We start from the raw sequence: 25,524 nt of genomic DNA, 5'->3' as shown, positions 1-25,524 counted from the left end.
CATGGCCTTTTTGGGGTCAGGCTTCAATCCGGGCCGAATTCACAATCGGGTCACCCGATCAACAAACCATGGCGACGGCGCATCATAGCAGATTGCGGACGCGGACCCTACACCCTGGTATCGCGATAGGTGTTGATGGCAACAGTGGTGCACAGGCCGGCCCACTCGCAGCCCTGGCAGGCCTCACGCGTCAGCCCGGCCGAAAAGGCGGCGCGCATGCTGGCCAGGGTTGCCGCGTCGAGGCTGAGGCTGGCACCGACCCGGATCGGCCGGCCCAGCAATTGCTCCACGTCCCGCGCCGCCAGCCGGTCCCGCTCGGCAGCACTTTCGCGCAGGCAGTGCGGTTCCGGTTCGCCGAGCAGCGGGGCACAGATATCGTCCGGACCCGAGACGATCAGGATGTCCTCGCCCCGGCGAAGACGCTCGGCGATGCCGTCATAATTGGCGATGAAGGCGGCGCTGTATCCCTTGCCGACATAGGTCAGCACGCAAAGCAGATGATGGGCGCGCAGCCTGACGGTCATCGCCGGCTATGATGCGGTTTTGGCCGGGTTGGTCTTGTTGCCTGCAAACAACTTGAGCGTGGCGGCACCGAGCGCGGACTTCAGCAAGCCGCCGACAATGAAGGGCAGGAAGCCGAAGGTGATGGCCTGTTCGGCGCCGATCATGGCGGCAAGCCACGCCGTGCCGAGAACCAGGCAGGCGAGATTGCCGAGCACCATCGCGGCGAAGGCCAGCATCACCCGGTTGCCGTTCCAGCCGCGCTCGGCCAGCCAGCCGACGAGCGCGCCGGTGAGCGGGAAGGCGAAGAGATAGCCGCCCGTCGGCCCGAGGAAATGCTGCACGCCGGCAGCACCGCCAGCCAGCACCGGGAAACCGACCGCGCCTTCGACGAGCCAGGCAGTGATGGTGATGGCGCCAAGCCGCCAGCCATAGAGCGCGCCGATCAGCGTCACCGCGAAGGTCTGCATGGTCACCGGCACCGGCACCATCGGCACTTCGATGTAGGACGACAGCGCCAGAAAGAACGTACCGAGGACGACGGCGCCAGCCTGCCAGCCAAGCGAGCGGTCTTGCAGGCGCAGCGGGCTGAAGGACGGCTTTGAAGACGAAAAAGTGATATCGGTCACGGCGGTTTCCTTAGCTGATTTGAATTTATAGATAATTTCTTTATTCGATCTATTATCGAATCCATATTTACGGCGCGATGGCAAGCCCTCGTCCCGAAAAAGCTCCGAGATCGCATTGGGGCATTTGCGCCCGGCGCTGGCCTTCAGCTGATATTCCGATCCCTAAAGCGCGTCGCGCCTGAACGGCCTCACGCGACGCGCTTTAGGTTATTGTTTTTATGCATGTCGTTATCCCAAAACCGCTGCACACTTTTGGGCGACATGCATTAGCCGACGATAGCGAAGGCGTCGCGGGTCCTGCCGGAGGCGGTCTTGACCGGCTTCTGGCCGATCCACTGCACATGCCGGCCAAGGGTGGCGGCGGCCGATTCGGCATTGCCCTGGCGGAGCGCGCTCAGGATCGCCCGGTGGTCCTGGTCGGTGCGGATTTCCCATTCCGAGCGCCAGGCGGCGAACAGGAATCGGGCGCTTGCAGCGTGCAGATCGTCGATGGTGGCGAGAAGGCGCGGCATGCCGCATGGCGCCAGGATCAGCCGGTGGAAGGTGCGGTTGGCTTCCTCCCAGGAGCGGACGTCACGAGACTTGTCGCCAGCCTTGGTCGCCTCCTCGGCGAGATCGAGAATGGCTGCTGTCAGGTGCGGCGCGGCATGACGCAGCGCCAGCACTTCGAGTGCCGCCCGCATTTCGGCGACTTCCCTGACCTCGCCAAGGTCGAAAGACGCGACACGCACGCCGCGGCGCGGCTCGCCGATCGCCAGCCCTTGCGCCTCCAGACGCCGGAACGCTTCGCGCACCGGGACATGGCTGGTCTGGAATTCCTCGGCGATATGGTCCTGCCGCAGCCTGGCACCCGGCTCGATGGCGCCCGATATGATGCGGTCCGCCAGCACCTTGCTGATACGGACGGCGATGGTGTCGTCTGCGGTCTTTGCCATGATTTATAGATAATTTGCATCGCGACGGCTTGTCGAGACGGCCGTTGCGGATTTCGCGGCAAAGTTGCCTCGGCGCGGACCTCAGTTCACCCGGCTGATGCAGAAATCGATGACGTCGATCAGCGCCGATTTCTGCGGCGTCGCCTCCAGCGGCGCGAGCGCGTCGCGGGCGATCTCGCCGAAATGGCGGGCGCGGCCGATCGTGTCGGCGATGGCGCCGTGGCGGGTCATCAGGCCGATCGCCTTTTCCAGCCCGGCATCGTCGGTGACATTGTCCTCGATGGCGCGCTTCCAGAAGGTGCGTTCGGCCTTGGTGCCGCGCCGGTAGGCGAGGATCACCGGCAGCGTCACCTTGCCTTCGCGGAAATCGTCGCCGACATTCTTGCCCAGCTCCTTGCTGGAGCCGCCATAATCCAGCACGTCGTCGATGAGCTGGAAGGCAAGGCCGAGATTCATGCCATAGGAGCGCAGTGCCGCGCGATCGTTGCGCGTTGCCTGGGCGATCACCGGGCCGACTTCGGCGGCGGCCGAGAACAGCGCCGCGGTCTTGGCCTTGATGACGGCGAAATGCTCGTCCTCGGTGGTCTCCAAGTTCTTGGCGGCGGCAAGCTGCATCACCTCGCCCTCGGCGATGATCGAGGCCGCACTCGACAGGATGTCGAGCGCTTCCAGCGAGCCGACATCGACCATCATGCGGAAAGCCTGGCCGAGCAGGAAATCGCCGACCAGCACGCTGGCCTGGTTACCCCAGATCATGCGTGCGGTCTTCTTGCCGCGGCGCATACCGCTCTCGTCGACGACGTCGTCATGGAGGAGCGTGGCGGTGTGCATGAATTCGACCGATGTGGCGAGCTTGACGTGGCCTTCGCCGGAATAGCCGAACATCTGTGCGGCCGCCAACGTCAGCATCGGCCGCAGCCTTTTGCCGCCGGACGAGATCAAATGGTTGGCGACCTCCGGGATCATCTCGACGTCGGAACCGGCCTTCGACAGGATGAGTTCGTTGACGCGCCCCATATCGGCCGCCGTCAGGTCGATCAGGTCCTTGATGGAGGCGGCTTCCCGCTTCCCGTTTTCGATGTTGAGAACGACACCCACCACAAACACTCCCGTCTATTCCATGCGCACGACGGCACCCTGTCCCGGATGGACTCTAGGGCGGCACCCACGGGCACGGCAAGAGGCGAATTGGCGCGGTTGCAACCGGCAAGGCGATCGCCCACGTTTACAGGAACGCCGCAACCTGCGATTTTCGTCCGATGATAGAGCTCATCCGCACCAACGATGCCGTGATCATCTCCTTTGTCGAATCGCTGATGCGCGACGCCGGCATTGCCTGTTTCGTCGCCGACCAGAACATGAGCGTGCTCGATGGTTCGATCGGCATCCTGCCCCGGCGCGTCATGGTCGACGCCGACCAGGCGGATGCAGCGCGGCGCATTCTGACGGATGCCGGCATCGCCAACGAGATCCGCCGACAATAATGTCCGCTTCAACCGCCACCCTTGTTCCGGACACGCCGGCCCACACGGTCGATGGCTTCCATCGCGGCCGCTTCTGGCTGGTGCAGCCCCGGTCGGGCGGGCACCGCGCCGGCATGGACGCCATGATGCTGGCCGCTGCCGTGCCATCCTCCTTCGCCGGCCGGCTTGCCGATTTCGGCGCCGGCGCCGGTGCTGCGGGCCTGGCGGTGCTGTCGCGCTGTGCTTCCGCCCGGGCCGTGCTGGTCGAACGCTCCGAGGAAATGGCGGGATACGCGGCGACCACGCTTGCCCATCCCGGCAATGCCCATCTCGGCGATCGCGCCTCGGTGCTGGCCGCCGATGTCACGCTGTCGGGCAAGGCGAGAGGCGACGCCGGCCTTGCCGACAATTCCTTCGATTTCGTCATCATGAACCCGCCCTTCAACGCCGCCGAGGATCGCGCCACGCCCGACCCGCTGCGCAAGCAGGCCCATGTCATGGAGGACGGGCTGTTCGAGCACTGGATCCGCAGTGCAGCAGCGGTCGTGAGGCCGCGCGGCGGGCTGGCCGTCATTGCCCGGCCGGAGCAGCTCGGCGCGCTTCTCGATGCGATCGAGGGCCGCTTCGGCGATGCCGAAATGCTCTCTGTCCACCCTCGCCCCGAGGCGGCGGCGATCCGTATCGTCGTCAGGGCAGCGCTCGGCGCGCGCGGAAAGCTGTCGATCCGCCCGCCGCTGATGCTGCATGGTGAAACGGGCAACGGACCAGCGGAACGGACGGAGATGATCAACAACGGACTGGCGTCGCTGTTCGGCGATTGATCCTGCCGGCCACATGGCATTGCTGTTGGCCGGAAAATCCCTACATGCCCGGAGCAAGATTGCCGCGCCGTCCGAAAAAAAGAATTGACCGAACCTGACCTTGTCTTGCTCTTTGCACATTGCCCCGGAGATCCTCCCCTCGTGAAACGCCTTTTGAACCGCCTGCTGCCGAAATCCTGGCGCTCCAGTGTCGTCACTGTTCCGGTCATCCGGCTGCAGGGGACCATCATGCCTGGCGGCGGCCAATTCCGGCCGAGCCTGTCGCTGGCATCGACCGCCGGCCTGATCGAAAAGGCGTTTTCCTTCGATGCGCCCGTCGTCGCCATCTCGATCAATTCGCCTGGCGGCTCGCCGGTGCAGTCGCGGCTGATCTTCAAGCGCATCCGCGACCTGGCGACGGAAAAGGACAAGAAGGTGCTGGTCTTCGTCGAAGACGTCGCGGCATCGGGCGGCTATATGATCGCGGTCGCCGGTGACGAGATCTTCGCCGACCCCTCCTCCATCGTCGGCTCGATCGGCGTGGTGTCGGCCTCGTTCGGCTTTCCCGAACTGATGAAGAAGATCGGCGTCGAGCGCCGCGTGCACACGGCCGGCCAGAACAAGGCCGTGCTCGACCCGTTCAAGCCGGAGAAGAAGGAAGACGTCGAGCGGCTGAAAGCGCTGCAGCTCGAGGTGCATGAGACCTTCATCGACCTCGTCAGGGAGCGGCGCGGCACCAGGCTCAAGGACGACCCGGACCTGTTCACCGGCCTGTTCTGGACCGCAAAGAAGGGTCTGGAACTCGGCCTTGTCGACGCGCTGGGCGACATGCGCACGGTGCTCAAGACCCGCTTCGGGCCGAAGACCCAGCTCAAGCTGATCACGGCGCCGCGCGGCCTGTTCGGCCGCTTCGGCCTGTTCGGCTCGCGCAGCGGCTTTTCGGCGCCCGATATCGCCGCAGCGGCTGCCAGCGGCATCATCGATGCGGCGGAAGAGCGCGCGCTATGGGCGCGCTTCGGGCTTTGAAAAAACGGTGAAACCGTCTAGCATATCGGCTTGACCGACCCGACCGGCCGCCTTCGCCGCCTTTTCGAGGGAGGAGTTTTGAGATGCCGCAGATCATTTTCTTCGTCGCCGTTGGCGTGCTTGCCTATGTCGGCTACCGCTCCTTCGTCAGGGAAGCCGAACGCGTGACGGCCAAGATCCGGCGCACCGAAAAGCAGGCGGCCAACGGTACGATGGGAACGCTGGTCAAGGATCCAAAGACCGGCGAATACCGCCTGGCCAAGGACTGACAGCATTTCCCTTGCAGCCGACACATTGAACGCCGAGGCCGAAGCCCGGATCTGGCTTGCGCCCGCCAAGATCAATCTGGCGCTGCATGTCACCGGCAGGCGCGCCGACGGCTATCACCTGATCGAGAGCCTCGCCGTCTTCACCCGCTTCGGCGACAGGGTCGAGATCGGGCGCGCCGACAGCGATCTTTTTTCCGCCTCCGGCAAGTACGCGTCCGCGGTCCCGCTCGACGACAGCAATCTGGTGGTGAAGGCACGCGAGGCACTGCGGCGGGAAGCCGGCCTGCAGCGGACGCCGCCTGTCGCCATCAGGCTGGAAAAGAACCTGCCGGTTGCTTCAGGCGTCGGCGGCGGATCGAGCGATGCGGCGGCGGTCCTGCGCGGGCTCGTCGATGCCTGGGAGCTCGACATCGATGACGGCGAACTGGCGCGGATCGGCCTTGCGCTTGGCGCCGACATCCCCATGTGCCTGGCGGCAAAACCCCTGGTCGCGCGCGGCATCGGTGACGAGCTGTCGAGCGTCCCGGATTTTCCGGCGCTCGGCCTAGTTCTGGTCAATCCAGGCACCGCCGTCTCCACGGCCGAGGTGTTCAACGCGCTTTCCAGCCCGGACAATGACATGCTGCCGCCGCTGCCGCGCAGAATCGACTTCCACAGCATCCGCAGCTGGCTGGAGATCACGCGCAACGATCTCGAACCGGCAGCCCGCGCGATCCAGCCGGCCATCGGCAAGGCATTGTCGGTGCTGAACAAGGCCGGTGCGGGATTTGCCCGCATGTCGGGCTCCGGCGCCACCTGCTTCGGACTGTTCGAGACCGGCAATGTCGCCAAGCGCGCCGCGCTCGACATACGCAGCCGTCATCCCGACTGGTTCGTCGCCGCGACGCGAAGCATGGAGGCCGACGCCCATGGCCAGGATTGACGAGACACGCCCCTTCATTCCGGTGCGCATCGCGGTTCTGACCGTTTCCGACACGCGCAGCCTCGCCGACGACAAGTCCGGACAGACTCTGGCCGACCGTATCGCGGAGGCCGGCCACATCCTCGCCGCCCGCGACATCGTCACCGACGACCGCGACAAGATCCGCGGCACGGTTCTAGCGTGGTCACAAGACAAGGATATCGATGTCGTCATCACCACCGGCGGCACCGGTTTCACCGGCCGCGACGTGACGCCGGAGGCGCTGGAGCCGATCTTCGAAAAGCGCATGGACGGCTTTTCCGAAGTCTTCCACCGCATCTCCTACGACAAGATCGGCACCTCGACGATCCAGAGCCGGGCGACCGGCGGCGTCGTCAACGCCACCTTCGTCTTCGTGCTGCCGGGCTCGCCCGGCGCCTGCAAGGACGCCTGGGATGGCATCTTGAAGCCGCAGCTCGACTACCGGCACATGCCTTGCAACTTCGTCGAGATCATGCCCCGCCTGGACGAGCATCTCAGGCGCGGCAAGACCGGATAAGATCCCGGATCAGCGGATGACCGGCTCGCCGTGGAAGCGACGGCGCGACGGCGCCGAGACGCCGAAGCCGACTTCCATCATCAGACGCGGCGTGCGCGTCGGCACGGTGCCCATGTGGAAACCGAACGGATCCTCGACGAAGCCGAGGCCGGCTTCGCCGGTCAGCGTCACCGGGCTGTCGTCGCCATAGACGTCGAGGACGTCCTGCGCCGGATGGCCGACGAGCAGCGTCAGCTGATGCTTTACGGCGCGGCGCTTGTGACTGCCGCGGACATAGACATGCGGACCGGTGTCGGCATCGACGGGCTTGAGATAGAAGAAGAATTTCAGCATCCGCCAGTCGTCGAGGTCGAAGTGGTATTTGCCGAGCGACGCCAGGTTCTTGTCGGCCTCCGAGGCCGCGCCGGTCGGAAAGCTCCACCAGACGCGCGTCGTGATCAACTTCGCCTGGCCGCCGAGATAGTGCGCGGCGATATCAAGCAGCAGCGGGTCGCGCTGAATGGCCAAAGCAGCATCGCAATCGAGGATGCGCTCGAAAAAATGCCCGCTGAGCAGCGGGCGCCCAAAACGCTTTTCGGCCTCGGCATGCTCGCCCGGCATGAATTCGAGACGACGGTCGAAATTGCCGAAGCACGGCGTGCGCTCGGCGAAGCTGGCGATTTCCTCGTGAATGGCCTGCGGCAGCACCAGCCCTGAAAACAGCCCGTCCGCTTTCAATGCGCCGACGGCCGCGGCGCGGTCGACGCCGGCGAACATCGTATCCTCGTTGCGTGCCGGCTTGGCCTGCTTGGCACCAAGCCAGTGCAGGCGCCGCCCCGGCATGGTGCGGGCGAGGACGAACATCGGCAGCCAGGCGGGATTCTCGCGAAGGTCGGTCAGATAGGTCGGGATGCGCGCGGCCATACGGCGCAACATGCTGCCATTTCGCGCAATTGCCTCCAAGCTGGCGGCGCCGGATTTGTCAGGGCTTGTAAAGGTCATCGGGTCCTCGGGTATGAATGCGGCGCCGACGCAGCGTTGCTCACCGCTCCGGCATTACCCAAACCCGATTGTCCCGCGTGAAGGGAAAGCTACGCCCACGCCATGTTTTGTGCAATGCACAATAGACAACGCAACTGCAATAAATTCACGTGGCCGTGGGGCCGGTGAAACTCCGTCCGTTCGCGAAGGCGGGGCAAAAGAGCCTCACTTCGACGGCGCGACCCAGATCTCCGCGTTGAGCCTCCTTGTCGCAAGGCCGCGCGCAATGGCCTCGGCGCTGCGGGCGCTTTTCGACAGAGCTGTGGCCTGGCGTTTGCTGATCACCAGCCCCTCGGCCAAGGCCCTGTTGCCTGAAAAGACGCGTGCCAGGAACGGCGTGCGGCTGCCACGCGCCCGCGCAAACCGCGCCGGCATGGTTTGCCTCGCGGTGTGGGCGACAAGCTCGTCGATCCAGCCTTCCGAAAGCCGCGCGCCAGGCTCCAGCAACAGCAGCCAGTCGCCCTTGGCCTGCCTGATGCCGGCCGCGATGCCGCCGGCGACATAGTGGCAGCCGGCATGCTCGGCGACACGGTGCGTCTGGTCGGTCGAGCCGTTGTCGCAGACGATGACATCGCGCACCACGCCCTCGACCGCGCCGCCGATCAGCGAGGCGAGCGTGCGGGCAAGGCCCTCTTCGTCGTTCATGGTTTCGATGAGAACACTGAGCATGGTTAGCCGAATAGCGGAAAGCCATGCGCCGCGCCAGTTTTGCATCGCGGCATAAAAAGTTCTTGCTTTGTTCTCCTCGAGAAAATAGGATTATTTTCATGAACAGAGCGATTCGACAGCCTGCCGACAGTCCCTGGGAGAGGGCAAAGATGGAACAGATCGTGCGTGCCGACATTGCAGCCTTCGGGGCCGGGAGAGCCGAGATGGCGAATGCGATGATCGAGCAGAGCGGCATGCGCGTCAGGCCGGACCGCAATCGCGGCCGCTCCGCCGGCATCAATCCGTCCGGCCGCTTCGAGCCGGTCAGCCGGCATGTCTTCGACGACGGCTGGAATTCGCTGGAGGAACTGCCGCCCTTCAAGACCGAGGTGCAGGTCGAAAAGCCGCGTACGATCATCACCCGCAACGAATCGCCCGACATTTCCTTCGACCGCTCGATCAACCCCTACCGCGGCTGCGAGCATGGCTGTGTCTACTGTTTCGCCAGGCCGACGCACGCCTTCATGGGCCTGTCGCCGGGGCTCGACTTTGAATCGAAGCTGTTCGCCAAGCCGGACGCGGCACGGATGCTGGACAAGGAATTGTCGAAGCCCGGCTACCAGCCGCGCACCATCGCTATCGGCACCAACACCGATCCCTACCAGCCGATCGAGAAACAGTACCGGATCATGCGCGAGATCCTGGAAGTGCTGGAAGCCCGCGGCCACCCGGTCGGCATCGTCACCAAATCGGCGCTGGTGACGCGCGACATCGACATATTGTCGCGCATGGCCGAACGGGGCCTGGCCAAGGTGGCGCTGTCGGTGACGACATTGGACCGGATGCTGGCCAGAACGATGGAACCACGCGCGTCGACGCCGACCAAGCGGCTGGAGGCGATCCGGCAGCTTTCGGACGCAGGCATTCCGGCCTCCGTCATGGTGGCGCCGATCATACCCGGCCTGACCGATCCGGAGATGGAGCGCATCCTCGATTCGGCACGCGCCGCCGGCGCGCGCGAGGCCGGCTATGTAATACTTCGCCTGCCGCTGGAGGTGGCGCCGATCTTCAAGGACTGGCTGCTGCGCCACTATCCCGACCGCTACCGCCACGTGATGTCGCTGATCCGTTCGATGCGCGACGGCAAGGACTACGATTCGGAATGGGGCAAGCGCATGAAGGGTGCGGGACCCTATGCCTGGCAGATCGGCCGCCGCTTCGAGATCACCGCCAAGCGGCTCGGCCTCAACGCCGAGCGGCGGACGCTCAGGACCGACCAGTTCGTCGCCGCGGCCAATGCCACGGAGCAGTTGATGCTGCTTTAAGGAAGATCGTGCACCGGCCTTCGCCGGCCGGTGCATGAGAAAAGGATCCCGTCCGGCCCTGTCCCCCCGGCCTGCAGACGGTGCCCTCCTGGTCCGGCGCCCCACCCCGACCCGGAGGGACTTGCGGAGAATCGGAGCCGATGCGAACCTCGCCGCAACATGGCTCGCGCGCGTTCCGATTCTCCGCTTCTTTTCGAAATCGTCGAGAAGCCCGATTTCTCCTTCGAGACGAAGGCGATGGCCGAAGGCCTGTGGCCGGTGGCGGGGATGGACGAGGCCGGTCGCGGACCGCTTGCCGGGCCGGTCGTCGCAGCGGCGGTGGTGCTCAATCCCGCCAACATCCCGGAAGGGCTCGACGATTCCAAGCGCCTGACGCACCTGCAGCGCGAGGCGCTATTCGCCAGGATCCTCGGATCCGCCTTTGCCGTCTCGATGGCCTCGATCAGTGCCGAAGGCATCGACGGCAGCAATATCCTCAAGGCCAGCCTGGAGGCGATGCGCCGCGCGGTCGCCGGTCTTTCGGTGCAGCCCAAGCTGGCGCTGGCCGACGGGCGTGACGTGCCGCCGGGCCTCACCTGCGCCGGGCGCGCGCTGATCAAGGGCGACCAGCGCTCGCAGTCGATCGCCGCCGCCTCGATCGTCGCCAAGGTGATGCGCGACCGCATGATGTGCGGCTGCGGCAACCACCACGACCGCTACGGCTTCGAGGTCCATATGGGCTATGCCACGGCCCGCCATCGCACGGCGATCGAAGCGCACGGCCCAGTGGCGCGGCTGCACCGTGTGTCGTTCGCGCCGTTCCGGCTGGGCGGAGCCGAGGTGGTCGAAGACGAGAGCTTCGCCGGGTTGGAGTGAGGCGGCGGCGGCGAAGCTGCCAATCTCCCCCCTCGTGGGGGAGATGTCCGGCAGGACAGAGGGGGGCGCTGTCCCTCCAGCGTCGGTCAGTAGCGCCCTAGTACCAGCCGCAATTTTGATTGCCGACACATCACGAAATCAAACGCTGGCGATCCTTCGCGCCCCCCTCTGCCCTGCCGGGCATCTCCCCCACGAGGGGGGAGATTGCGCGCCCAGCCGCTTTCGCCAATCTCCCCCGCCGCACGCAACAAAAAAGCCGCCAGGTTGCCCGGGCGGCTTTGATTCTACGGCGGCGTTAGCTGTCTAGTTCAGCTTGGCCTTCACGTCCTGCAGCGACGCCTTGAACAGGTCGGCGCCGGCCTTGGCGTCGATCTTGCCGGCAAGCAGCGCGCGGGCCGCTTCGACGGCGATGTCGACGGCGCTGGCGCGGACTTCGGCGACTGCCTCGCGCTCGGCCTGGCCGATCTTCTGCTCGGCAAGTGCCGTGCGGCGGGCGACATAGTCCTCGGTCTTCTTGTGCGCCTCGGCGGCGAGCAGGTCGGCTTCGCGCTTGGCGGCGGCGACGATGTCGGCGGCCTCCTGCTCGGCTTCCTTGCGCTTCTTCTGATACTGGCCAAGCAGCTGCTGGGCTTCTTCGCGCAGCCGGCGGGCTTCCTCGAGTTCATTGCTGATCTTGGCGGCGCGGGCGTCGAGCGCCTTGGCGATCAGGCCCGGCACCTTGATGTAGACGGCAACGCCGAGGAAGATGACCAGGGCAACCGTAGCCCAGACTGTCGCGAGAGATGTGGCGTCCATGATGCGCTCCTCACCGGGCCACGGATTTGACCGCAGCCGCGATCTCGGCCTTGCTGGCCTTGCCGCCGACAAGCGCCTCGACGATCGCCGAAGCGGTGTCCTCGGCAATCGAGCCGACTTCCTTCATGGCGTTGGCCTTGATGGAAGCGATGCTGGCCTCGGCCTCGCCAAGCTTCTTGTCGAGGGCGGCCTCGACCTTCTTGCGCGCGGTCTCGGCCTCGGCCTTGGCGGCGTCGTTGGCCTGCTGGCCGATCGCGTTGGCCTTGGTCTTGGCTTCCGCCAGTTCCTGCTCGTAAGCGGCAACGGCGGCGTCGGCCTCGCCCTTCAGCTTGGCGGCGTGGTCGAGGTCTTGCGTGATGCGGTCGTTGCGGACATCGATGATGCCGCCGAGACGCGGCATCACCACCCGCTTCAGGAACAGGTAGAACAGCCCGAAGGTGATCGCCAGCCACAGAAGCTGCGACGGGAACGTCGCCGGATCGAATGGCGGGAAGGTGCCGTGCGCCTCGCCGGGCACCGCGGTGCCGGCATGCGTTTCGGCTCCCGCACCGGCGGTGCCTTCGGCAGCCGGCGCTGACTCTTCTGCAAAGGCAGATGTCACGAACATGGACTATCCCCTGATATCAGGCCTGCCGCAGGATCGCGGCCGGCCTGTACAATCTTCCCGAGTGCTCAGCCGAACAGGGCCAGAAGCGCGATGAGAAGGGAGAAGATGCCCAGAGCTTCGGTCACGGCGAAGCCGAAGATCAGGCGGCCGAACTGGCCATCGGCGGCCGACGGGTTGCGCAGAGCGCCCGCCAGGTAACTGCCGAAGATGTTGCCGAGGCCAATGCCCGCGCCGCCCATGCCGAGGCAAGCGATACCAGCGCCGATGTACTTTGCTGCTTCTGCGTCCATTTCAAACTCCTTTGGATCTATAATTCCGTTGCATTTCCATCCGGCGGCAATGCCGGAAACTTGTCGTCAGTGCCCGGGATGCAGGGCGTCGTTGAGATACATGCAGGTCAGCACGGCAAAGACGTAGGCCTGCAGGAAGGCGACCAGCAACTCAAGCGCCGTCAGCGCCACGGCCATGGCCAGCGGCAGAACCGAACCGGCGACGCCGACCGCGCCGAGCGCGCTGAGGCTGACGACGAACCCGGAGAACACCTTGAGCGTGATGTGGCCGGCCAGCATGTTGGCGAACAGACGAACCGAGAGGCTGACCGGGCGCGACACGAAGGAGATCACTTCGATCAGCACCACCAGCGGCAGCAGGAACACCGGCACGCCATGCGGCACGAACAGCTTCAGGAAGCCGAGGCCATGCTTCATGAAGCCGTAGACGACCACGGTTCCGATGACCAGCGCGGCGAGGCCGAAGGTGACGATGATGTGGCTGGTGACGGTGAAGAAATAGGGAAACAGGCCGAGCAGGTTGGCGACCAGAACGAACATGAACAGCGAGAAGACGAAGGGGAAGAACTTCAACCCTTGCGTTCCCGCGGCGTCCCTCAGCATGTTGGAGACGAATTCGTAGGCCATCTCCGAAACCGACTGCAGGCGGCCCGGAACAAGGCTACGGCTCGAGGTGGTGAGATAGAGGAAAGCCGATGCGACGGCGACCGTCGCGACCATGAACAGCGCCGAATTGGTGAAGGACAGGTCGTAGCCGCCGATGTTGATCGGAATCAGCTTGACGATATGGAACTGGTGAATCGGATCGACCTTGTCAGCAGCCACTTTACATCCCCGTCAAAGCCGCGTGCGGCTTCAGTGTCCTGTTTCGCGCCTTTGACAGCGCCTCGTCCTAGTCTTTCGGATCGCGCGTCTTATCGCCCTGTCCGAATTCCGCCACAACTCCCGCCGAGCGCAGGACATTGAGCACGCCGGCGCCAAAACCCAGCAGCAGGCCGACGATCAGACCCCATGGCGATGTTCCCGCCATACGATCCAAGAACCAGCCAAGACCGACGCCCACCACTATGCCGGCGATGAACTCGCTGGATAGTTTGAGCGCCTGGCCATATCCGGCCACACTGCTCGCTTTCGCGTCTTTCCCCTCGAGCCGGTCCGGCCGTCTTGTCGCAAGCGATGCTTCAAGATCGCGCCGGCGGCGCTCAAGATCGTCGTCGCGGATGTCGGCTTCGTGCTGTTTGCCGCGGCCGGTTTCTCCGGTTCCGTCTGGCCCGTTTTTGTCGGCCATCGCAACCCCCCTGCCCGGTCAGATCGTCGCCGTCCGTCCGCTACCAAAGTCGCCGGCAACATAGTTAGAGGGTCCGCGCCCGTCAAGCCACGGGCCGAACTTCAATGTGATGTATTTTTCATAGTTAAATCAATCACTTATTTAGGTGCGACATCGTGCCCGCCGCAGTTGCGGGCATGTGCCTGCCGAATCCTTGCGGCGGCAGGTCTTTGGCCGCCGGGTCTTGAAGCCCCTCCGGCTCGCCGCGAACGCCTGTTCAGGGAATACTCAGCTCCAGCCGCCGCCATAGGTGCGGTAGAAGATATGCAGGCCGATTTTGGTCATCTTCTTCATCGTGCGCGCCCAGCCCGGATGGACATAGTTGGCGTAATAATGGGTCGAGGAGCCGACTTCCGGAATGAAGATCTTGCCGGCGGTGACGGCCATGGCGACATCCTGGGCGGTCTTGTAGGCGACAGGATTGTCGATGCGCTTCTTGCGGCCGTCGCAGGCGAAGGAGAACTGGCAGCGATTGTACCAGTGGTCGTTCTGGTAGACGACGCCGCAGATCGAATTCGGATAGGCCGGGTTGCGGACGCGATTGAGGATGACCTGGGCGACGGCGGCCTGGCCGCGCACAGATTCGCCGCGCGCCTCGAAATAGATGCCGTTGGCAAGGCATGCCTGCTCGTTCTTGGAGAAGACGCTGGCCGGCAGCGGGTTCTGGATCCACGCGTGATCGCCCTTGCTCATCGGCGGGATGAAGCGGCCGTTGTTCGGCTGCTCGTCCTGCAGCAGGGCCTCGAAGGGCGAGGCCTTGGCGTAGTCGGGTTCGGCCTGCGCATAGGCGGTGGCCAGCACATCCGGTTTGTCATTGTTGACGAGAGCCGCCAGCATGGCCGGAACGCCGGGATCAGGTTTCTCCTCCTCACGGATGTGGAAGGCCTGGGCGATCTGGATCTCCTTGCCCTTGATGCCAGGCTTGGCGAAGGCGAGCTTCAGGCCACTGTCCATGCTTGGGCGCAGCAGCGAGGAGGTGCGTTCGAAGATCGAGCCGGCGTTGAAGTTCTTCGGCGGCGCTACGGGCGAGATCTGGACGATGCGGCCCTTCTTGTCGGCGCGCACGATACGATCCTCGTCGGGTGTCGTGCCGGCGACATTGCCCTTGCCGCGAAACGATACGCTGCCGATGCCGGGCAACTTCACGCCCGACCCGGAGATCGAGCCGGTGGAGACGGAATCGACGAACGGCATTTCGGCGGCGTGCACCGAACCGGCGACGGATTTTTCGACATAGGCGTTCCAGCGGGCGTTCGGCTTCTCCAGGCCGGAGACCAGGCTGGTCATGTCTTGATAGGCAACGACGGTCGGGAAGCCGACCCAGATGCCGAGCCCGATGATGAAAGGAGACAGGAAGGAACGTTTTTTCTCACCGGCGACGGCGGCCAGCCGTTTCAAGACACGTCGATGCACGGAACTCTCCAGAAACGCAACTGACCCTCTGGAGAGCCAAAATGATGCATTAACCTTGATGGGGCGTTAACGGGTTCGATCGTGTTTTTTTGATGTTGATCCGAAACGAGACGCAGCCGGCGCCCCCTCAACCGAGCAGAAAATCAGGCCGGCTGGAGGAAAATCGGCCAGGCGATTAGCGCGCAGGCTGCCGCCGCCAGCCATACGCCCGCCCACGACGAGACGAGCAGCAGTCCGGGAATGCCCGCCGGCACCAGGAAGAAGGCGATGAAGACGAAGCTGTTGGCGAGGCCGAGCGCCGTTCCGGCGCGGCTGGCGCCGGCAAGCGTGGCGAGTTCGGTGTAGGCGACGCCATGCCAGGCGGAGACCGAGATGCCGGCCACGACCAGAAGCACCGCGATAGCCGGCATCAGCGCGGGCTGCCAGCCGGGCGTGGCGGCTGCTGCCAGGACCAGCAGGCCAAGGGCAGCAAAGGCGAGCGCGCTCAGCGCACTGCAGAGCCGCAGGAACGGGCGTCGGTTGCGGTGGCGGTCGGTGAAACGGCCGCTCCAGACACGCAGGATCATAGCGCCGGTCTGGACCGCAGCCAGGCTGGCGCTGATCACCAGCGTGCCCATGCCGGCGAAATCGTGCAGGAAGACGGAGGCGAAGGTGAGCACCGCCACCTGCGGAAAGCAGAGCAGGCCGATGGCCGTGGCGAGGCGCCAGACCTCGATGTTGCGCAGCGGCGCCGGACCGGCTGGTTTTGCCGCAACGGCGTTGCCGACATCGTCTCCCGCCGGCGGCTGATGCAGCCAAAGCCAGGCGAAGAATGCCGAGACCGCCGATGCCGAGGCCAGAAGACCAAACACCATGGCAAAGCCGTAGGCCGACGCCAGCGACGGCAGGACAAGCGCCCCGAGCCCGCCGCCGAGTGGCACCGCGGTCTGCCGGATGCTCATGGCAAAGCCGCGCTCGCCCTCCTGAAACCAGGCCATGATGGCGCGGCCGCTGGAGCCGTTGACGCTGCCGCCGAGCAGACCTGCAACCAGCAGGCTGGCGGCAAGCACCGCGACATCTGGAACATGCGATGCCGACGGCACGATGAAGAACGCCATGAGCAGGAGCCAGGCCGCGGTTGCACCAAGCCCCGTCAGCAGTACGCCGCGATCGCCCCAGCGGTCGGTGAGCAGGCCCCAGGGCAGTTCGCTCAGCGCAACACCCAGCCCGAGAAGGCCAAGGGCGAGGCCGAGCTGGCCGTTGCCGAGGTGGTAGCCCTGGCGCATGAATACCGCCGTTGCCGGAATGCCGCTGAAGATGGTGGAGAAACTGGCATTGGCAGCGACGCCGATGCCCAGCACCTTCCAGCGGTGATTCCTGTGGGGAGAAGCCTTGTTGGCAGACGTGACGATGCCCGGCCGGGGCCTGCCCTGGAGGCGGTTTGCGTGTGCTGCGATGACCGACATGGCGCGGCTCCTGTGATGGTCTAGGATCTTGACGCACCGTCTCTACCGCCATAGCTTCATCCTGAATATCGGGAAGTTTTTGACATTCATTCCCGAAAAACGGGATTATCGTCATGCGACGCGTAACCTTCGACCTCGACGTCCTCAGAAGCTTCGTCACCGGCATGGAGCTTGGCAGCTTCGCCAAGGCCGCCGATCGCCTGGGGCGCTCGACCTCGGCGGTCAGCGCGCAATTGAAGAAGCTTGAGGAACAGGCGGCAACACCGATCTTCCGCAAGGCGGGGCGCGGCCTGGCGCTGACGGAAGCCGGCGAGACGATGCTTGGCTACGCCAGGCGGCTGATCGAGCTCAATGACGAGGCGGCGTCGGCCATCCACGACATCGAGCTGGAAGGCTGGGTGCGGCTCGGGCTGCAAGAGGATTTCGGCGAAGCGGTGCTGCCGGAAGTGCTCGGGCGCTTCGCCCGCGCCCATCCCAAGGTCAAGATCGAGGCGCGGATCGCACGCAGCCACGAGCTCGCCGAGCGGATCACGGCAGGCAGCCTCGACATCGCACTGGCCTGGCACAATGGCGCGACGCTGCCCTACAGCCGGCATGTCGCCGATGTGCAGATGCGGTGGGTCGGCCCGGCAAGGCTGATCGAGGCCGGACTGCGCCAAGGCGAGCCGCTGCCGCTGGTGGCGCTGGAAGCGCCTTGCCTGCTGCGCACGGTGGCGACGGAAACGCTCGACCGCGCCGGCCTGTCGTGGCGGATGGCGTTCTCGAGCCCAAGCCTTGGCGGCATCTGGGCGGCGGTCGCAGCCGGTCTCGGACTGACGATCCGCACCGATATCGGCCTGCCCGCCAATGTCAGGGCAATGGCGCCGCTGGTGCTTGGGCTGCCCGCGCTGCCGAAGATGGCACTGGTCCTGCATCAAAAGGAGGCAGAGCTCGATCCCGTTGCGGCGCGCCTTGCCGACATATTGTTGCAAGCGACGCTGCAGGCGCTGCCCGAAAGTGCGGAGGCAAAGGAGAAGCTGCCAAGCGCCGCGTGACATCTTGGCCGCAGCCTATCGACTTCGTCATCCTTGGGCGGAGCAGGAGCGAAGCGACGCGGCGGAGACCCAAGGATCCATGCCGTTACCTCGCGCGAGGGACGCAACGGAGCAGAATTCTGCACCGTGGGAAGCACCTCGAAGTCACGGCATGGATCCTCGGGTCTGCGCCGCGTCGCTTCGCTCCTTGCTCCGCCCGTGGATGACGATGGAGAGGCGTTGGCGCCAACGCCCGAAGGCCTCAGCGCTTCTTGGCCCTGCCGGCGAAGGGATTGTCCGAGGTGCGCAAGGCGATACGGATCGGCACGCCGGGCATGTCGAAGGCCTCGCGCAGGCTGTTCGAAAGGTAGCGCACATAGGATTGTGGCATCGCATCGGGCCGCGAGCACTGGACGACAAAACCCGGCGGGCGGGTCTTGGCCTGGGTGACATATTTGATCTTCAGCCGGCGGCCGGCGACGGCGGGCGGCGGATGATGCGCCAGAATGCCTTCCAGCCAGCGGTTGAGCTTGCCGGTCGAGACGCGGCTGTTCCACACCTTGTGCGTGCGGATGACGGCATCCATCAGCTTGTCGAGGCCGCGCCCGGTCTCGGCCGAGACGGTCACCGCCTGCATGCCGCGCGCCTGCGGCAACAGCCGCTCGGTCTTCTCGCGCAACTCGGCCAGGAGTTCCTGCGGCTTGTCGATCAGGTCCCATTTGTTGAAGGCGATCACCGGCGCGCGGCCCTCGCGGATGATCAGGTCGGCGATCTGCAGATCCTGCTTCTCGAAGGGGATGGTGGCATCGAGCACGATGATGACGATCTCGGCGAAACGGATGGCGCGCAGGCCGTCCTGCACCGACATCACTTCCAGCTTTTCGTGGATCCTGGCCTTGCGGCGCATGCCGGCGGTGTCGAACAGTTTCAAGCGGCGGCCGCGCCAGTCCCAGTCGACGGAGATGGAATCGCGGGTGATGCCGGCTTCCGGTCCGGTCAAAAGCCGCTCCTCGCCGATCAGCGCATTGATCAGCGTCGACTTGCCGGCATTCGGGCGGCCGACGACGGCGATGCGCATCGGTTTGGTGTCGTCATAGCTCGGCTCGGCATCCGGGTCGGTGATGTCCTCACCGATCAGCACCTCGCTGGCGGCGACCTCCTCGACGTCGTCCTCTTCCTCGCCGAAGGCGCGCTCCTCGCCGAGGGCCGCGATCACGGCGTCGCGCAGATCGGGCATGCCCTGGCCGTGTTCGGCCGAGACCGGGATCGGCTCGCCAAGGCCAAGCTCCCAGGCTTCCAGCATGCCGCCCTGGGCGCCCTTCGCTTCGGCCTTGTTGGCGACCAGCACGACCGGCTTGCCGGATTTACGCACCACCTCGGCAAAGGTCCTGTCGTCGGGCAGCAAGCCGGATTTGGCGTCTATGGTGAAGAAGATCAGATCGGCCTCGCGGATGGCGATCTCGGTCTGCGCGCGCATGCGGCCGGGCAGCGTCGAGGCACCCGCGTCCTCGAAGCCGGCAGTGTCGATGACGTCGAAATGCAGGTCGTAGAGCTTTGCCGCATGGACGCGGCGATCGCGGGTGACGCCCGGCGTGTCGTCGACAAGCGCCAGCTTCCTTCCCACCAGCCGATTGAAAAGAGTCGATTTGCCGACGTTAGGCCGGCCGATAATGGCGACTTTGAATGTCATCCGGCTCTACATTTTTGGTGCATGTCGTTGATCCCAAAACCGCTGCGCACTTTTGGGCGACATGCACTACGACGCGCTGCCCGACCCGCGGATCAGCTCGGACATCAAGGTCGCCCGCTGGCGCGCATTGCGCGGGGCACCGTCATCCGAGGCGATCTGGTCGAACAGTTTCAGCGCGTCCTGAGACTTTCCTTCCTTCCAGGCGGCAAGACCGAGCGCCTCGCGCGCGGTGTGGCGCAGCGTGTTGGTGTCAGCGGTCAGCGCCTCGACGCGGCTGGAGACGTCGGCGAAGGAGCCGTGGTCGACGAGCAGGAGTGCCGCCCTGAGGCGAGCCATGTCGCGGATGCCCGAAGGAATGGCGGTGTCGGCGGCAACGTCGTCGAAATCCTTGACGGCGGCATCGACGTCGCCCTTGTCGGCCTTGACGGTCGCCGCACGCATGCGGGCGAGCAGCGGATAGGCGCCGTAGCCGTCCTTCTCCAGCGAATCCAGCGCGGCCAGCGCCTCGTCGCTCTTGCCGTCATTGGCGAGCTTCAGCGCCTGCGAGAAAGCATCGCCCGAGCGGTTGGCGCGGCTCTCATCCCAATAGCGGTAGCCGACGACGGCAGCGGTGCCGAGCACCACCAGGATGGCAAGGACAAGCAGGGCCGGGCCGAAACGGTCCCACAGCGCCTGCGCCTGTTCGCGACGAATCTCTTCGTTGACTTCGCGGATAAAACTGTCGTCCGACATCATCAAAACCATTGCAGCCCCGGCCGGGGCGCTTCTTGAGCCCGCGTTTTAGCGAAATTTTGTCGGCATGGAAGGGGCTTGGCAGGAAAATCGGCGGATAGAGGTCGAGGCGCGGCAAAGAGCAGCTCCGCGGGGTGACCGCATCCGTGCCACATTTCGCCGCTAGCCGGTCCTCGACCTTCCGGATATCCAGATCTTTGCCGATGCCTCTTCTGTCCCGCGTTGTTGCGTCGTCTCTTGCCTCGCTTGCGATGGCAGGCGGTGCCTTTGCCGATCCGCCCGCCACGCCGGCGAAGCTGAAGCCGAAGCAGGTCGTCATCATCTCGTTCGACAGCGCCCGCGACATTTCGCAGTGGAAGCGCAGCCGGGCACTGGCTGAGCGCACCGGCGCGCATTTCACCTATTTTCTGTCCTGCGTCTTCCTGCTCTCGCCACAAACGCGCTCGGAATACATTGCGCCCGGCAAGAGCGCCGGCAAATCGAATATCGGCTTTGCCGCCTCGAAGCAGGACGTGGCCGATCGTCTCGAGCAGATCCGGCTTGCCGCTTCGGAAGGCCACGACATAGGCAGCCATGGTTGTGGCCATTTCGACGGCAAGGGCTGGAGCAAGGCCGACTGGCTGAGCGAATTCGGTTCTTTCCAGCACATCCTCGAGAATGCCTATGCGATCAACGGCATTGCGCCCGAGCCATCAGGCTGGCGCGCTTTCGCGCGGCATGCGGTGGTCGGCTTTCGCGCGCCCTATCTGTCGACGAACAAGGCGCTTTACCAAGCACTTCCCGCGGCCGGCTTCCAGTTCGACGCCAGCGGCGTCTCGAAGGGCCCGGCGCAGCCGCCGACAAGCTACGGCATCACGCGCTTTTCGCTGCCGCAGATTCCGGAGGGCCCGAAGGCAAGACCGGTGATCGCCATGGACTACAATCTCTATGTCCGCCATTCCGGCGGCTTCGAGCGACCGAGCGGAGCGGCGGAATTCGCCGAGCGGACCTACGACGCCTTCCGCGCCGCCTTCGACAGGCAATACCAGGGCAAGCGCATACCACTGGAACTCGGCTTCCATTTCACGCTGATGAACGACGGCGCCTACTGGAACGCGCTGGAGCGCTTTGCCGGCGAAGTCTGCGCCAAGGCCGATGTCGAGTGCATCAGTTTTCGCGACTATGTTTCGCGGCAACGCGCCGGCGACAGACAGGCAGCGGTGGGCGGCTGAGCCGCCCACGCTTCTCCTAACCAAAGTGTGATCAGGCCGGGTCTTCGGCGCCCTGCCTCGCGAGATAGCGCTGATCGATTTCAGGCAGCGGCTCGCCTTCCAGCGTTGCTTCGAAGGCGCGAAGGCGCTTGTGCACCGACTGAAGCTCGACGATGGTCGACCACGAGCTGAGCAGGAACTGCAGTGACCCCGTCACCTTGCCGAAGGCATTCGGTATCTGATTCAGGACGCCGAGCGATATCCTGTGCGCCACGATCGACGGCCCCATGATAAGAAATGAGAATATATTGTCGGCTTGCAAGTATGTGTAACGAACCACATTGAAATATATGTAGTGAAAGTAAAGCCGGAAGTAATTCCTTCGAACATTATTGAACAATTCTGCTGTGGTGGCAGGCTGAGCGCGGTCGGCGTGATCCTCTCCATACACCAGCTCCTTGCGATAAGCGGCCTCGACGCGCTGATTGCGGAACTGGAGGCCTGGCAATTTCAGACCGGCGACCATTACCGAAATGGTTCCGAACAAGCACCATCCAATCGCGGCGACGACGAGGGGTTGAGGAATGGCGCCAATCACAGGCAATTCGCTGATATGGACCTGAAGTCTGATCAGCACGGGAAGGAACGCGATCAGAGTCATGATCGACTGAACGAAGCTGGTGCCGAGATCCTCCATGATCTGAGCGAACCGCATTGTGTCTTCCTGAACGCGCTGAGAGGCGCCCTCGATGTGGCGCAATTTGCTCCAGTTCGCCATGAAGTGACCATTCATCGCCATACGCCAACGGAAAATCCAGTGGCTGACGATAAAGGCATTGATCACGCTGACATTCATACCAACCAGCGCCAGCCAGGCGAATGTGGCCAGTTGGGCGTAGAACTCGGCATTGGTCGATTCTATCGTTTTAGAAATTAGGCCCTGAATGTAATCGAAGAACGGACCGTACCAGTTGTTTACGGCGACACTGATCTGCACGTTGAAATAGATGAGGAACAGGATAAAGGCCGCTACAAGGATGGACCAATTCTGCCAGGGGTGAGGCGCGTAAAGGCGCCAGAACGCGTAGAAGGCCCCAACGCAGAAGATGAAGTAGAGATAGAACCACAGGAACGGCTTGGACCAGATCACGGCGATGCCGATGATGGGCGGCGCGTCGGCCGCGGCCGGCGGCAGCCCGAAGATGGCGCCTAATTGTTCGCCGCCGAAAAACCAGAACAGGACCGCGGCAAGACTCCAGACGGCGGCCGAGGTGAAGAAGAGCTTCGGCTGCGGAAAAAAGGATACGAACACTGTGGCGGGTTCCTCGGTCGAATCGCAAATCAGCGGGTTGCTGTTCGGCGGGCATAAGCTCACACATTAGTTGGAAAGAAAATGCCCGTGCCCGATGCCCGGCACCGAGCAAGCCCACAAATCATGGCGATTTTGGCGCAGCCGACCACGCGATCAAACCGGACGCCAAAAGAACGACGGCCGCCATGACCGAAGCGAGCACGTAATTGCCGGAGGCCTGGGCGAGCAGCCCGGCGGCGATCGGGCCGATGATCTGGCCAATGCCGAAGGCGGCCGTCATCATCGCCAGGATACGGCGTGGCGCCTGGGGAACCAGGTGTCTTGCCGTCTGCAGACCGAGCGCGGTGAGAGCGATGAAGGTGCCGCCGAGCAGAACGCCGGCCAGCAGCGGCCCGGCATGGCCGCCGACCGCGACGCTGGCGGCGACGCCGACCACCTCGACGAGGCAGGCCAGGGCGTAGGCGGCATAGAGCCCGACCCTTGCGGCAACCTTCTGCCAGAGCCAGAGCGAAGGAAGACCGGCAAGGCCGGTGACCATCCAGACGGCTGCCTCGAAGACGCGCCCGCCGCCGCCCTGGCGGACGATGGCGACCAGGAAGGTCGCCGTCACCACATAGCCGAAGCCGAACAGACCATAGGCGACGATCATCTTCAGCAGCGGCCTGTCGTCCTTCGGCAGCGGCGGCTCACGGCCGGCGACGCCGTTGGCGGTCGAGGTGGAGCCGACCAGCCAGACGACGACCACCAGGCCGCAAGCGGAAATCGCCGCCGACCACAGCCAGCCCGCCGCCCAGCCGGCATGGTCGGTGACGAGAACCGCCATCAGCGCCGAGGAGGCCGCGATGCCCAGGCCGACGCCGCCGAAATGCAGGGCCTGCAGATCGTTGCGGTCGGCCCGGACGAGATGGCTGAAGACGATGCTCGACATGAACACCATGACGAAGGCGCTGGCCAGACCGGCAAGAAAGCGGATGACGAGAAAGGCCGCCATCGTATCCGTAAGCCCCATCAGAGCGGCAAGCAGTGCGTTGGCGGCAAGGCCGGAGAACATCAGCAGTCGCTCGCGCCCATGCGCCCAGCCGCCTGCCGCGGCCATCGCGCCGACGAGGTAGCCGAGATAGTTGGCGGACGCGATCCAGCCGGCATCGGCCGGCGTCAGGCCAAGCTCTTCCATCATGCCGGGCAGGATCGGCGTGTAGACGAAACGGCCGATGCCCATGGCGACAGCGAGCGCCAGCATGCCGGCGATGGCGAGGCGCAAGGGCGAAGCGGTTTTCATTGCAGCGCACAATAGGTGCATGCGCCGGTGAGACAATCCGCTTGTGTTGGGCCAGCGCGGCCGTGCTCCGTCGCGGGCGATTTTCGCCGTCGCGCTGCCCCTCATCCGCCTGCCGGCACCTTCTCCCCGTATAGTGACGGGGAGAAGGGTCTGGCCGCAACCTCGGCTCAATTTTCTGCAACGCCGGCGATTGGCGAAACCATCGATGTCAGCGTCCTTCTCCCCGTCACTATACGAGAAGTGCCCGGCAGGGCGATGAGGGGCGGCGCCGACATCATGCGATCTTAGCCGCAGCCTGCCGTCACCGCCTCGTAGGCAGTGCGCCGCGCCGTCAGCCGGAACGGCACGTCGCCCAGTTCGCGCTCCGACATGGTGTCGAGCACCGGGTGCGACAGCGGGTCGATAACCCAGCGGGCGATCTCGTCATGACGCGGGTCTTGCCCTGCTCCGGAGACGGACAAGACTTTCAGGAATGATAAAATCTTCATCGCCTTTGCCTCCAAGGTCTGGCTTGCCTCCATAAAATCTGCCTTTCAACCCGGTATTTCAATTGAGATTTCGGCCATATCAGTTTAGAAAAACTTCATGGCTATGCTCAACCGCGTCCACCTGAACGGCCTGCGCGCCGTGGAAACCGTCGCCCGGTTGGGATCGCTCGCCGCCGCGGCTTCCGAGCTCAACGTTTCCGTCAGCGCCGTCAGCCAGCAGATCAAGCGCACCGAAAAGCAGCTCGGCCAGACGCTGTTCGAACGGACGCCGGGCGGTCTGGTTCCGACGGAGTTCGGGGGCGTCTTCACGGCGCGTCTCAGCGCCGGCTTCCGCGAGCTTGCGCAGGCTGTGGCGCTGGCCGGCGAGGCGAGCGAATGCACACTGGTGGTTTCGGTCGCGCCGGCCTTCGCCTCGAAATGGCTGCTGCCCAGGCTGTCGCGGCATTTTGCCAGGCATCCGAACGTGCTGCTGCGCATCGACGCTTCGGGCCGGATCGCCGATCTCGACCATTCCGACATCGATATCGGCATCCGGATGGGGGACGGCAAATGGCCGGGCGTGCGCGCCGAACTGCTGCTGGCGCAGCAGGTCTTCCCGGTCTGCGCGCCGTCGATCGCGGCCAAGCTCAGGTCGATCGAGGATCTGGCGCAGACCTGCGCCATCGCCGACGAGCGGTCGATGATCAGCTGGGACAGCTGGTTCGAAGCGGCGGGCGTCGAGCCTGTCACCTTCCTCAAGGGCGCGCGCTTCACCGACCCGATGCTTTGCCTGGAATCGGCGATCGCCGGCCATGGCGTGATGCTGGCCTGGCAATTGCTGACGGCCGACGCTCTCACCGACGGCCGGCTGGTGGCGCCCTTCGGCGTGCGCGCCGAGAGCGGGCTGGGCTACTGGATGGTGACCTCGGCGACCAAGGCCGAAAGCCGCAAGGTGCGCGATTTCAAGGCCTGGATCCGCGAAGAGATCGACGCGACCATGGCGCAGTTCCGGACGCTCTACAGCGCCGCCTGA

Annotated in this window: 29 protein-coding genes; 11 read left to right on the top strand and 18 right to left on the bottom strand. The window is 64.6% G+C overall.

The window, feature by feature from the left end; translation table 11 throughout:
* Nucleotides 1-107 precede the first annotated feature (107 nt).
* From A6B35_RS11640 to A6B35_RS11625, 4 genes are all read right to left on the bottom strand, one after another.
* Nucleotides 108-524, bottom strand: a complete 417-nt coding sequence (locus A6B35_RS11640) for a DUF1284 domain-containing protein (protein ID WP_006201986.1) — start codon at nucleotides 522-524, stop codon at nucleotides 108-110.
* A 6-nt stretch (nucleotides 525-530) separates the two neighbouring features.
* Nucleotides 531-1,130 carry a biotin transporter BioY gene (locus A6B35_RS11635; protein ID WP_006201985.1) on the bottom strand — a complete coding sequence of 200 codons (600 nt, stop codon included), beginning with the start codon at nucleotides 1,128-1,130 and terminating at the stop codon, nucleotides 531-533.
* A 266-nt stretch (nucleotides 1,131-1,396) separates the two neighbouring features.
* Nucleotides 1,397-2,065 (bottom strand): GntR family transcriptional regulator, encoded by a 669-nt coding sequence (locus tag A6B35_RS11630; protein WP_006201984.1) that lies wholly within the window; start codon nucleotides 2,063-2,065, stop codon nucleotides 1,397-1,399.
* A gap of 81 nt (nucleotides 2,066-2,146) precedes the next feature.
* Nucleotides 2,147-3,163 carry a polyprenyl synthetase family protein gene (locus A6B35_RS11625; protein WP_006201983.1) on the bottom strand — a complete coding sequence of 339 codons (1,017 nt, stop codon included), beginning with the start codon at nucleotides 3,161-3,163 and terminating at the stop codon, nucleotides 2,147-2,149.
* A 161-nt stretch (nucleotides 3,164-3,324) separates the two neighbouring features.
* Here A6B35_RS11625 and A6B35_RS11620 point away from each other — a divergent pair, with 161 nt between their 5' ends.
* The 6 genes from A6B35_RS11620 (at nucleotide 3,325) to moaB (ending at nucleotide 7,083) form a co-directional block, all read left to right on the top strand.
* On the top strand, nucleotides 3,325-3,549 hold the full coding sequence (locus A6B35_RS11620) for a putative signal transducing protein (RefSeq protein ID WP_006201982.1): 225 nt from the start codon (nucleotides 3,325-3,327) through the stop codon (nucleotides 3,547-3,549).
* Complete coding sequence (locus A6B35_RS11615) at nucleotides 3,549-4,349, top strand: tRNA1(Val) (adenine(37)-N6)-methyltransferase (RefSeq protein WP_006201981.1); 801 nt, start codon at nucleotides 3,549-3,551, stop codon at nucleotides 4,347-4,349. The genes A6B35_RS11620 and A6B35_RS11615 overlap by 1 nt, the downstream gene beginning before the upstream one ends.
* A gap of 141 nt (nucleotides 4,350-4,490) precedes the next feature.
* Complete coding sequence (locus tag A6B35_RS11610) at nucleotides 4,491-5,354, top strand: S49 family peptidase (protein ID WP_006201980.1); 864 nt, start codon at nucleotides 4,491-4,493, stop codon at nucleotides 5,352-5,354.
* 83 nt (nucleotides 5,355-5,437) lie between these two features.
* Nucleotides 5,438-5,623, top strand: a complete 186-nt coding sequence (locus tag A6B35_RS11605) for a hypothetical protein (protein ID WP_006201979.1) — start codon at nucleotides 5,438-5,440, stop codon at nucleotides 5,621-5,623.
* A 25-nt stretch (nucleotides 5,624-5,648) separates the two neighbouring features.
* Complete coding sequence (locus tag A6B35_RS11600) at nucleotides 5,649-6,545, top strand: 4-(cytidine 5'-diphospho)-2-C-methyl-D-erythritol kinase (protein WP_006201978.1); 897 nt, start codon at nucleotides 5,649-5,651, stop codon at nucleotides 6,543-6,545.
* Nucleotides 6,532-7,083, top strand: coding sequence for a molybdenum cofactor biosynthesis protein B (gene moaB, locus A6B35_RS11595; RefSeq protein WP_006201977.1), 552 nt, complete (start codon nucleotides 6,532-6,534; stop codon nucleotides 7,081-7,083). The genes A6B35_RS11600 and moaB overlap by 14 nt, the downstream gene beginning before the upstream one ends.
* 9 nt (nucleotides 7,084-7,092) lie before the next feature.
* Here moaB and A6B35_RS11590 read toward each other — a convergent pair whose 3' ends face one another.
* A complete protein-coding gene (locus tag A6B35_RS11590) occupies nucleotides 7,093-8,064 on the bottom strand; it encodes a hypothetical protein (protein ID WP_006201976.1) in 972 nt (323 codons plus the stop codon).
* 204 nt (nucleotides 8,065-8,268) lie between these two features.
* Nucleotides 8,269-8,772: a glycosyltransferase family 2 protein gene (locus A6B35_RS11585; protein WP_040582707.1), complete on the bottom strand. Its 504-nt coding sequence runs from the start codon at nucleotides 8,770-8,772 to the stop codon at nucleotides 8,269-8,271.
* 149 nt (nucleotides 8,773-8,921) lie between these two features.
* On the opposite strand from A6B35_RS11585, the gene A6B35_RS11580 reads away from it, so the two are divergent.
* Both A6B35_RS11580 and A6B35_RS11575 read left to right on the top strand, forming a co-directional pair.
* Nucleotides 8,922-10,076 (top strand): PA0069 family radical SAM protein, encoded by a 1,155-nt coding sequence (locus A6B35_RS11580; RefSeq protein WP_006201974.1) that lies wholly within the window; start codon nucleotides 8,922-8,924, stop codon nucleotides 10,074-10,076.
* Between the two features lie 159 nt (nucleotides 10,077-10,235).
* A complete protein-coding gene (locus A6B35_RS11575) occupies nucleotides 10,236-10,931 on the top strand; it encodes a ribonuclease HII (RefSeq protein WP_006201973.1) in 696 nt (231 codons plus the stop codon).
* A gap of 303 nt (nucleotides 10,932-11,234) precedes the next feature.
* Here A6B35_RS11575 and A6B35_RS11570 read toward each other — a convergent pair whose 3' ends face one another.
* The 7 genes from A6B35_RS11570 to A6B35_RS11540 all read right to left on the bottom strand — a co-directional run bounded on the left by A6B35_RS11570 (nucleotide 11,235) and on the right by A6B35_RS11540 (nucleotide 16,808).
* Nucleotides 11,235-11,726, bottom strand: coding sequence for a F0F1 ATP synthase subunit B (locus A6B35_RS11570; protein WP_006206604.1), 492 nt, complete (start codon nucleotides 11,724-11,726; stop codon nucleotides 11,235-11,237).
* 10 nt (nucleotides 11,727-11,736) lie between these two features.
* Nucleotides 11,737-12,333, bottom strand: a complete 597-nt coding sequence (locus A6B35_RS11565; protein ID WP_006206605.1) for a F0F1 ATP synthase subunit B — start codon at nucleotides 12,331-12,333, stop codon at nucleotides 11,737-11,739.
* Nucleotides 12,334-12,398: 65 nt separating this feature from the next.
* On the bottom strand, nucleotides 12,399-12,623 hold the full coding sequence (locus A6B35_RS11560; RefSeq protein ID WP_006206606.1) for a F0F1 ATP synthase subunit C: 225 nt from the start codon (nucleotides 12,621-12,623) through the stop codon (nucleotides 12,399-12,401).
* A gap of 66 nt (nucleotides 12,624-12,689) precedes the next feature.
* A complete protein-coding gene (locus A6B35_RS11555) occupies nucleotides 12,690-13,448 on the bottom strand; it encodes a F0F1 ATP synthase subunit A (RefSeq protein ID WP_006206607.1) in 759 nt (252 codons plus the stop codon).
* Nucleotides 13,449-13,515: 67 nt separating this feature from the next.
* Nucleotides 13,516-13,911 carry an AtpZ/AtpI family protein gene (locus A6B35_RS11550; protein WP_006206608.1) on the bottom strand — a complete coding sequence of 132 codons (396 nt, stop codon included), beginning with the start codon at nucleotides 13,909-13,911 and terminating at the stop codon, nucleotides 13,516-13,518.
* A gap of 267 nt (nucleotides 13,912-14,178) precedes the next feature.
* Entirely contained in the window at nucleotides 14,179-15,363 is a 1,185-nt protein-coding gene (locus A6B35_RS11545) for a cell wall hydrolase (RefSeq protein WP_040584274.1), read from the bottom strand.
* A gap of 143 nt (nucleotides 15,364-15,506) precedes the next feature.
* Entirely contained in the window at nucleotides 15,507-16,808 is a 1,302-nt protein-coding gene (locus tag A6B35_RS11540; RefSeq protein WP_006206610.1) for an MFS transporter, read from the bottom strand.
* Nucleotides 16,809-16,921: 113 nt separating this feature from the next.
* On the opposite strand from A6B35_RS11540, the gene A6B35_RS11535 reads away from it, so the two are divergent.
* Nucleotides 16,922-17,842, top strand: coding sequence for a LysR substrate-binding domain-containing protein (locus A6B35_RS11535; protein WP_006206611.1), 921 nt, complete (start codon nucleotides 16,922-16,924; stop codon nucleotides 17,840-17,842).
* Between the two features lie 241 nt (nucleotides 17,843-18,083).
* On the opposite strand, the gene der is transcribed toward A6B35_RS11535, so the two are convergent.
* The gene (gene der, locus A6B35_RS11530; protein WP_006206612.1) at nucleotides 18,084-19,511 is read right to left on the bottom strand and encodes a ribosome biogenesis GTPase Der; all 1,428 of its coding nucleotides are present in this window, start codon (nucleotides 19,509-19,511) and stop codon (nucleotides 18,084-18,086) included.
* Nucleotides 19,512-19,577: 66 nt separating this feature from the next.
* Nucleotides 19,578-20,243: a tetratricopeptide repeat protein gene (locus A6B35_RS11525; RefSeq protein WP_040584283.1), complete on the bottom strand. Its 666-nt coding sequence runs from the start codon at nucleotides 20,241-20,243 to the stop codon at nucleotides 19,578-19,580.
* 203 nt (nucleotides 20,244-20,446) lie between these two features.
* Here A6B35_RS11525 and A6B35_RS11520 point away from each other — a divergent pair, with 203 nt between their 5' ends.
* Nucleotides 20,447-21,454 (top strand): polysaccharide deacetylase family protein, encoded by a 1,008-nt coding sequence (locus A6B35_RS11520; RefSeq protein WP_006206614.1) that lies wholly within the window; start codon nucleotides 20,447-20,449, stop codon nucleotides 21,452-21,454.
* Between the two features lie 31 nt (nucleotides 21,455-21,485).
* On the opposite strand, the gene sbmA is transcribed toward A6B35_RS11520, so the two are convergent.
* From sbmA to A6B35_RS11505, 3 genes are all read right to left on the bottom strand, one after another.
* On the bottom strand, nucleotides 21,486-22,745 hold the full coding sequence (gene sbmA, locus A6B35_RS11515; RefSeq protein ID WP_006206615.1) for a peptide antibiotic transporter SbmA: 1,260 nt from the start codon (nucleotides 22,743-22,745) through the stop codon (nucleotides 21,486-21,488).
* Between the two features lie 121 nt (nucleotides 22,746-22,866).
* Nucleotides 22,867-24,024, bottom strand: a complete 1,158-nt coding sequence (locus A6B35_RS11510) for a YbfB/YjiJ family MFS transporter (protein ID WP_006206616.1) — start codon at nucleotides 24,022-24,024, stop codon at nucleotides 22,867-22,869.
* 284 nt (nucleotides 24,025-24,308) lie between these two features.
* Nucleotides 24,309-24,512, bottom strand: coding sequence for a hypothetical protein (locus A6B35_RS11505; RefSeq protein WP_040584286.1), 204 nt, complete (start codon nucleotides 24,510-24,512; stop codon nucleotides 24,309-24,311).
* A gap of 97 nt (nucleotides 24,513-24,609) precedes the next feature.
* Between A6B35_RS11505 and A6B35_RS11500 the strand changes: the two genes are divergently transcribed.
* Nucleotides 24,610-25,524, top strand: coding sequence for a LysR substrate-binding domain-containing protein (locus A6B35_RS11500; protein ID WP_040584276.1), 915 nt, complete (start codon nucleotides 24,610-24,612; stop codon nucleotides 25,522-25,524).

It is taken from the genome of Mesorhizobium amorphae CCNWGS0123, from assembly GCF_001686985.1.
Lineage (GTDB): Bacteria > Pseudomonadota > Alphaproteobacteria > Rhizobiales > Rhizobiaceae > Mesorhizobium > Mesorhizobium amorphae.
This window is presented reverse-complemented; position numbering and strand designations above follow the sequence as displayed.

What these genes read in the sequence shown, in the direction of transcription:
- A6B35_RS11640 (WP_006201986.1), bottom strand. Translation starts at nt 524, where the DNA reads ATGACCGTCAGGCTGCGCGCCCATCATCTGCTTTGCGTGCTGACCTAT.
- A6B35_RS11630 (WP_006201984.1), bottom strand. Translation starts at nt 2,065, where the DNA reads ATGGCAAAGACCGCAGACGACACCATCGCCGTCCGTATCAGCAAGGTG.
- A6B35_RS11620 (WP_006201982.1), top strand. Translation starts at nt 3,325, where the DNA reads ATGATAGAGCTCATCCGCACCAACGATGCCGTGATCATCTCCTTTGTC.
- A6B35_RS11615 (WP_006201981.1), top strand. Translation starts at nt 3,549, where the DNA reads ATGTCCGCTTCAACCGCCACCCTTGTTCCGGACACGCCGGCCCACACG.
- A6B35_RS11605 (WP_006201979.1), top strand. Translation starts at nt 5,438, where the DNA reads ATGCCGCAGATCATTTTCTTCGTCGCCGTTGGCGTGCTTGCCTATGTC.
- moaB (WP_006201977.1), top strand. Translation starts at nt 6,532, where the DNA reads ATGGCCAGGATTGACGAGACACGCCCCTTCATTCCGGTGCGCATCGCG.
- A6B35_RS11590 (WP_006201976.1), bottom strand. Translation starts at nt 8,064, where the DNA reads ATGACCTTTACAAGCCCTGACAAATCCGGCGCCGCCAGCTTGGAGGCA.
- A6B35_RS11585 (WP_040582707.1), bottom strand. Translation starts at nt 8,772, where the DNA reads ATGCTCAGTGTTCTCATCGAAACCATGAACGACGAAGAGGGCCTTGCC.
- A6B35_RS11580 (WP_006201974.1), top strand. Translation starts at nt 8,922, where the DNA reads ATGGAACAGATCGTGCGTGCCGACATTGCAGCCTTCGGGGCCGGGAGA.
- A6B35_RS11575 (WP_006201973.1), top strand. Translation starts at nt 10,236, where the DNA reads ATGGCTCGCGCGCGTTCCGATTCTCCGCTTCTTTTCGAAATCGTCGAG.
- A6B35_RS11570 (WP_006206604.1), bottom strand. Translation starts at nt 11,726, where the DNA reads ATGGACGCCACATCTCTCGCGACAGTCTGGGCTACGGTTGCCCTGGTC.
- A6B35_RS11565 (WP_006206605.1), bottom strand. Translation starts at nt 12,333, where the DNA reads ATGTTCGTGACATCTGCCTTTGCAGAAGAGTCAGCGCCGGCTGCCGAA.
- A6B35_RS11560 (WP_006206606.1), bottom strand. Translation starts at nt 12,623, where the DNA reads ATGGACGCAGAAGCAGCAAAGTACATCGGCGCTGGTATCGCTTGCCTC.
- A6B35_RS11550 (WP_006206608.1), bottom strand. Translation starts at nt 13,911, where the DNA reads ATGGCCGACAAAAACGGGCCAGACGGAACCGGAGAAACCGGCCGCGGC.
- A6B35_RS11540 (WP_006206610.1), bottom strand. Translation starts at nt 16,808, where the DNA reads ATGTCGGTCATCGCAGCACACGCAAACCGCCTCCAGGGCAGGCCCCGG.
- A6B35_RS11535 (WP_006206611.1), top strand. Translation starts at nt 16,922, where the DNA reads ATGCGACGCGTAACCTTCGACCTCGACGTCCTCAGAAGCTTCGTCACC.
- der (WP_006206612.1), bottom strand. Translation starts at nt 19,511, where the DNA reads ATGACATTCAAAGTCGCCATTATCGGCCGGCCTAACGTCGGCAAATCG.
- A6B35_RS11525 (WP_040584283.1), bottom strand. Translation starts at nt 20,243, where the DNA reads ATGTCGGACGACAGTTTTATCCGCGAAGTCAACGAAGAGATTCGTCGC.
- A6B35_RS11520 (WP_006206614.1), top strand. Translation starts at nt 20,447, where the DNA reads ATGCCTCTTCTGTCCCGCGTTGTTGCGTCGTCTCTTGCCTCGCTTGCG.
- A6B35_RS11510 (WP_006206616.1), bottom strand. Translation starts at nt 24,024, where the DNA reads ATGAAAACCGCTTCGCCCTTGCGCCTCGCCATCGCCGGCATGCTGGCG.
- A6B35_RS11505 (WP_040584286.1), bottom strand. Translation starts at nt 24,512, where the DNA reads ATGAAGATTTTATCATTCCTGAAAGTCTTGTCCGTCTCCGGAGCAGGG.
- A6B35_RS11500 (WP_040584276.1), top strand. Translation starts at nt 24,610, where the DNA reads ATGGCTATGCTCAACCGCGTCCACCTGAACGGCCTGCGCGCCGTGGAA.